5 protein-coding genes are annotated in these 6,000 nt (G+C 64.8%); 3 read left to right on the top strand and 2 right to left on the bottom strand.

Annotated features, from left to right (window positions below; all coding sequences use genetic code 11):
• A partial coding sequence (locus H0W65_RS07630) for a transglycosylase domain-containing protein (RefSeq protein ID WP_294006080.1) occupies positions 1-1,605 on the bottom strand: 1,605 nt, incomplete at its 3' end.
• A gap of 116 nt (positions 1,606-1,721) precedes the next feature.
• Between H0W65_RS07630 and H0W65_RS07625 the strand changes: the two genes are divergently transcribed.
• The 3 genes from H0W65_RS07625 to H0W65_RS07615 all read left to right on the top strand — a co-directional run bounded on the left by H0W65_RS07625 (position 1,722) and on the right by H0W65_RS07615 (position 4,943).
• Positions 1,722-3,221, top strand: a complete 1,500-nt coding sequence (locus H0W65_RS07625) for an ABC transporter substrate-binding protein (RefSeq protein WP_294006078.1) — start codon at positions 1,722-1,724, stop codon at positions 3,219-3,221.
• Positions 3,218-3,655 carry a DUF4112 domain-containing protein gene (locus H0W65_RS07620; protein WP_294006076.1) on the top strand — a complete coding sequence of 146 codons (438 nt, stop codon included), beginning with the start codon at positions 3,218-3,220 and terminating at the stop codon, positions 3,653-3,655. The genes H0W65_RS07625 and H0W65_RS07620 overlap by 4 nt, the downstream gene beginning before the upstream one ends.
• A 181-nt stretch (positions 3,656-3,836) precedes the next feature.
• A complete protein-coding gene (locus H0W65_RS07615; RefSeq protein WP_294006074.1) occupies positions 3,837-4,943 on the top strand; it encodes a sensor histidine kinase in 1,107 nt (368 codons plus the stop codon).
• A gap of 55 nt (positions 4,944-4,998) precedes the next feature.
• Here H0W65_RS07615 and nadA read toward each other — a convergent pair whose 3' ends face one another.
• On the bottom strand, positions 4,999-6,000 hold the full coding sequence (gene nadA / locus H0W65_RS07610; protein WP_294006072.1) for a quinolinate synthase NadA: 1,002 nt from the start codon (positions 5,998-6,000) through the stop codon (positions 4,999-5,001).

The raw sequence follows: 6,000 nt of genomic DNA, 5'->3' as shown, positions 1-6,000 counted from the left end.
GTCGCGGCCATCGTCCAGCCGCCCGCCGCGCGCGAAGAAAGCGGATAGCCCCTGCTCTTCCTCCCCGGCGTTCGGCGGCAGGCCGCGCGCCTTGACCGGGTAGCGGCCGCCGGCGATGGCGGCATAGGCTGAGGTCAACTCGATCAGGCTGACTCCCGACGTCCCCAGCGCCAGGCTCGGCCGGTCGGTCAGGGGCGAATTGATACCAAGATCGCGCGCGGCGCGGATCACATTGTGCCGCCCGACCTGTTCGGCCAGGCGAACCGTCGCGGCGTTGCTCGATCGCAGGAAGGCCTCGCGCAGGCTGATCGTGCCGCGATAGACGCCGTCGCTGTTGGCCGGCGACCAGCCGTCGATGCTTATCGGCCGATCCTCGATCAAGCTGTCGGGGGTGTAACCGGCGTGTAGCGCGGCAAGATAGACGAACAGCTTGAACGCGCTGCCCGGCTGGCGCCGTGCCTGGGTCGCGCGGTTGAACGGGCTCTTGCCGTAATTGCGCCCGCCCACCATCGCCACCACGCGCCCGTCGGGTCGCATCGCCACCAGCGCGGTCTGGGCATCGCCGATCCCTGCATTGGCCACCGCCCGCACCGCCAGCCGTTGCAGGTCGGCGTCGAGCGTGGTCGTCACCTTGACCTCGCCATAATCGGCATCGAACGCTTGCGCCGCCTGCGGCGCGACCCAGTCAGCGAAAAAAGTGCCGGTCGGAAGGCTGCTGGCAACGCCGGCCGGCCGCGCCGAAACCGTCCCCCGCGCTCGCGCCGGGGAGATCGCGCCGGTCTCGGTCATCGTCCGCAGCACCAGCCGGCTTCGCTTCTGGGCCAGCGCCAGATTATGCGTCGGCGCGAGCCGCGACGGCGCCTGGACCATACCGGCCAGCATCGCCGATTGCGCCAGCGTCAGCCGCTCCGGATCGCGGTCGAAATAATGATGAGCGGCGGCGCGCAGGCCATAGACGCCGTCGCCGAAATAAACGCTCGACAGATAGCGCGACAAAATCTCGTCCTTGGTCAGCCATCCCTCGAGCCAGAAGGCAATGATCACCTCCTGCGCCTTGCGTTTCATCGATCGGTCGGACGACAGGAAGCTGGTCTTGGCGAGCTGCTGGGTGATCGTGCTGCCCCCCTGCCGGACTCCTCCGGCCGACAGGTTGGCGACCATCGCCCGTCCGATTCCGCGGGGGTCGATTCCCCAATGCGAGCGAAACCGCCGGTCCTCGATGGCGATGAACGCGGCGCTGGTCAGCGGGTTTAGCCTGACAATCTCGACCGGCTCTTCCTTGATCGCGCCACGCCGTGCGATCGGCCGGCCCTCGGCGCTGACCAGCAGCATCGCCGGGTCTTTCAATGGCTCAAGCGCGCGGCCGAGCGGCGCGGTCACGATCAACCAGATCAGCGTCACCAACAGAAACGCAGCGAAAATGTTGAACCCCCACCGCCACCATCGACGCCGCGGCTGCGGGAGCGGGGCGGGCGGTGGCAGGCCATTCGGCGGAGCGAGGGGCGCGGTGCGGTCGAAGGGGTCGGGCAAATTCTCCACGTCGCCGCCGCCGCGCCGCCAGATGCCGTGGTCGATGACTTGCCTAGGGCCGTGATCGTCCGACATGTATCCCCTTCGGCTCGCTGTCTCGCGCGACCTCACTGCCTTAGTCCAGTAAAACAGTCGGCCGCCAATATCCAGTGGTTGATGAACCCCGGTTTAAGGCTAAACCTGCTCGTCCCATGCGCTTCGCCATCCCCTATTCCCGCTTCGCCTTCGCCCTGCTGACCGCGGCGGTGTTGGCGAGTGCCGGCTGCAACCGCGGGCGGCAGGAAGTCAGCCGCGTCGCGGTGATCGGGACATCGCCAAACCTGGTCGAAACGGTCGAGGGCCCGCTCTCGCCGGGCCAAGCGCTGGTGCGCGCCAGCGTCGCCCAAGGACTGGTGCGGTTCGACGAGCGCGGCCAGGTCGTGCCTGGACTCGCCGAGCGCTGGAATGTCAGCGACGACGGCCTCAGCTATATCTTCCGCTTACAAACTGGCGAATGGCCCGACGGGCGCAAGATCAAGGCCGACGAGATCGCCAGGATCCTCACCCGCCAGCTCCGCCCTGCCAGCAAAAACCCGCTCAAGGACGCGCTCGGCGCGGTGCGCGACGTGGTGGCGATGACCGACCGCGTGATCGAAATTCGGCTGAACGCGCCGCGATCCTACCTGCTGCAGCTGCTCGCCCAGCCCGAACTCGGTCTCGTCCGCGCGAGCGTCGGCACCGGGCCGTTCAGGCTCGCCCCCGCGGAGGAGCGGCCAAAGGAAGCCATCGCTGGCGAGCTTTACGTCACCCGCCGCATCGTCATCCCGGACGCCAAGGATCCGATCGAAAAAGTGTTGGTCCGCGGTGGCGAGGCACGGCCGCTGATCCGCGCCTTCGCCGACGGCAAGCTCGATCTGTTGGTCGGCGGCACCGTTGCCGACCTGCCCCTCGCCAGGCGCGCCAAAGTGCCGCGCGGGGCGCTGCGGTTCGATCCGGTGTCCGGCCTGTTCGGGCTGCAACCGACCGGCCGCAACGAGGCGTTGCAGGAAGTTGACGTCCGCCGTCTGCTGTCGCGCGCGATCGATCGCGGAGCACTGGTCTCGACGCTCAGCGTCGACGGTCTGGTGCCGCGAGCGACCCTGTTGCAGGCGGGGATGGAGGGCGTCGGCCAAGTGCCGCAGCCCGCCTGGCTCGGCCAGCCGATGGCCGAACGGCAGCCAGCGTTGATCGCCGAGGCCAATCGCCTGTTCGGTGGCACCGATCGCCCGGCGCTGCGTCTTTCGCTACCCGACGGCCCAGGCGGTACCATCCTGTTCAACCGCCTCGCCGCCGACTGGGGCCTGCTTGGCATCAAGGTCGAACGCGCGCCCTCCCCCGCGTCGGCCGATTTCGTCTGGATCGACGAGGTTACGCCATCGGCCTCACCGGCCTGGCTGCTGCGCCATTTCCGCTGCGGCGCGGTGCCGATCTGCGTCGAGGAGGCCAATCCCTTGCTCGATGCCGCGCGCGCCACCCTCGACCCGGCCCAGCGCGCGGCGCTGCTGCTCGAGGCGGCGCGCTTGATGGACGAGGCGCAACTGTTCCTTCCCCTCGCCGCGCCGGTGCGCTGGTCCCTGGTCTCCGGTAGCGCCCCTGGCTTTGAGGAGAACCCCTTCGCTCGCCACACGTTGATTGGATTGAGCGACACCAGGATCAGCAGGGACACGCGATGATTGACCAAGAACCGATACCAACCGAAAAATTGCGCCGCCAGCTGCCGAGCCTCGGCAGCGACCCCGCTTCGGTGCGGCAGCGCATCGAGGCGATGGAGGGATTGCTCGAGCGGCTGTTCGTCATACCCGGCATCAACAAGCCAATCGGCCTCGATGTCCTGCTCGACCTCATTCCCGGCGTCGGGACGGTCTCTGCGGCGGCGCTCGGCAGCTGGATCGTGTGGGAAGCGCGCAATCTGAAAATGTCGAAATGGCAATTCACGCGCATGGCCGGCAATATCGGCGTGGACATGCTGCTCGGCATGATCCCCTGGGTCGGCGCCATCCCCGACTATTTCTTCCGCTCCAACACCCGCAACGTCCGCATCATCAAGCAGCATCTAGACAAGCATCATCCCGAAACGATGACGATCGACGCGAAGCTCAAAATCTAGGGACTTGCGCCGATTGTCGGGTACACGTCCTTCGACCCAGTGCGGACAGCAAACTGTTTCGCCAGCCACGCATGGTCCGATAACGGTCATCGCGCGGCAAATTTAAATGATGTAAGTGCGGATAGCGCCCCAAGGGGCCGGCCTGGACAATGTCGCTCGACGACTCCGACGGGTTTTTGGGATGATGGCGGGAGGCTTGGACGTGGAAGATAAAAACGATGCCGAGGAAGTCGGCGATTTGCTCGCCACGCCTGGCCTTGCCGATGCGCTGGAAAGCGACCGATTCAAGCAATTCCTGGATCATGTGCCGATCGCGATCGCCGTGTCGGAGCTCCACCCATCCGAGGCGATCACATATTGCAATTTCGAGTTCGAACGCCTGACTGGCCGGCCAGCGACGGAAATTCAGGGACATGCCTGGACAGCTCTTCCAGGGGTAGCGGCACCGCGCGACGACGACACGCCTTTGGGCGAAGCCGTTCAAACCGATGACGAGTATATTGGAACCTTCACCATCGATAAGGATGGCAATCGGATCGATGTCGATGCCTGGTCGAATACGATCGAGAGCGACGAGGGCATTCCCATGTTTCGTCTGGTGGCGCTGGCGAGCACCGGATTGGCTGGCCGCGGCGCCGGTGAGCAAGATGATCAGACCGTGCGTGAAAAAGATGTCTTGCTTCGCGAGTTGCAGCATCGTGTGAAGAACAATCTCCAGATGATCACCGCGCTGATCCGGATGGAAGCACGCAATGTTGCCGATGGGGAAACCGGTGCAAGATTCGACCGGCTGGCCGGCAGGATCAACTCTCTGGCGATTCTGTATGACCTTTTGGCGGGGGAAGGCACCGGCGAGAGTGTCGACCTTGGCGTCTACCTAAGTCAGGTGGCGTCGTCGGTGATGCAGGCCCATGCCGTCGAGGGCATCCGCCTGGAGCTGAAGGTCGATACCTGGCCGGTGTCGATCAACGTCGCCATGCCGGCCGGCCTTGTCGTCAACGAATTGATGATCAACGCACTCAAGCATGCATTTGTCGGACGCGACGGCGGCACGATCACGGTGTCCAGCCTGGTTGACGACACCGGATGCCGGGTCGTCGTAGCTGACGACGGTGTCGGCCTTCCCGAGGGCGAGACATGGCCTCGACCTGGAAAACTCGGAGCGGTGATCGCACAATCACTGAAACAAAATGCCAAAGCGACAATCGAAGTATGCTCCACGCCGAACGAGGGAGTGCGGGTCAATATCTTTTTCGCGCGTGAGGCTGCCAAGCCAGGCCCAGCCTAGACTGCCGAATTGACGTCCGGCGACCGAGGGAGGGTCGCCGAACGCCCGCCTTCGCTTAGTCGCCCGAGATCTGGGGCTGGCCGACATCACCCTGCCCAACCGTGCGCCCCGCCATTTCGAGCATCCGTTCCAGCGGAACTCGCGCCTTTTCCATCACTTCCGCCGAAAGCTCGATTTGCGGCTTCAGGTCGCGCAGGGCGACATAGAGTTTTTCCAGCGTATTGAGCGCCATGTAGGGGCACATGTTGCAGTTACAGTTGCCGTCTCCGCCGGGCGTGCCGATGAAGGTCTTGTGCGGCGCGGCTTTCTCCATCTGGTGGATGATGTGCGGCTCGGTCGCGACCAGGATCGTGTCCTTGGGTGAATTGATCGCGAAGTCGAGGATCGACTTGGTCGACCCGACATGATCGGCATGGTCGATGATGTGCGGTGGGCACTCGGGGTGCGCCGCGACCGGGGCGCCGGGATATTGCGCCTTCAATTTGAGCAGCTCGGTCTCGCTGAACGCCTGGTGGACGATGCAGATGCCCGGCCACAACAGCATGTCTCGCCCGGTCCGCCGCGCCAGATAGCCGCCCAGATGCCGATCGGGGCCGAAGATGATCTTCTGCTCCTTGGGAATTTGCTGGAGGATGATGTCGGCCGAGCTTGAGGTGACGATGATGTCGCTCAACGCCTTAACCGCCGCCGAGCAGTTGATGTAGGTCAGCGCGATATGATCCGGGTGGGCCTCGCGGAACGCCTTGAACTGGTCCGGCGGACATGAGTCCTCGAGACTGCAGCCGGCGTCCATGTCGGGCAGGATGACGGTCTTTTCAGGGCTGAGAATTTTCGCCGTCTCGGCCATGAAGCGCACGCCGCAAAAGGCGATCACCTCGGCGTCGGTCGCCGCCGCTTTGCGCGACAGATCGAGGCTGTCGCCGACGAAATCGGCGAGGTCCTGGATTTCCGGCTTCTGGTAATAATGCGCCAGGATGACCGCGTTGCGCTCCTTCTTGAGGCGCGCGATTTCCGCGAGCAGGTCGAGGCCCTTGAGCGATTCAGTCTGCGCGGTCAC

The sequence above is a fragment of the Sphingomonas sp. genome, assembly GCF_013816785.1.
Lineage (GTDB): Bacteria > Pseudomonadota > Alphaproteobacteria > Sphingomonadales > Sphingomonadaceae > Sphingomicrobium.
This window is presented reverse-complemented; position numbering and strand designations above follow the sequence as displayed.

What these genes read in the sequence shown, in the direction of transcription:
- H0W65_RS07625 (WP_294006078.1), top strand. Translation starts at nt 1,722, where the DNA reads ATGCGCTTCGCCATCCCCTATTCCCGCTTCGCCTTCGCCCTGCTGACC.
- H0W65_RS07620 (WP_294006076.1), top strand. Translation starts at nt 3,218, where the DNA reads ATGATTGACCAAGAACCGATACCAACCGAAAAATTGCGCCGCCAGCTG.
- H0W65_RS07615 (WP_294006074.1), top strand. Translation starts at nt 3,837, where the DNA reads ATGATGGCGGGAGGCTTGGACGTGGAAGATAAAAACGATGCCGAGGAA.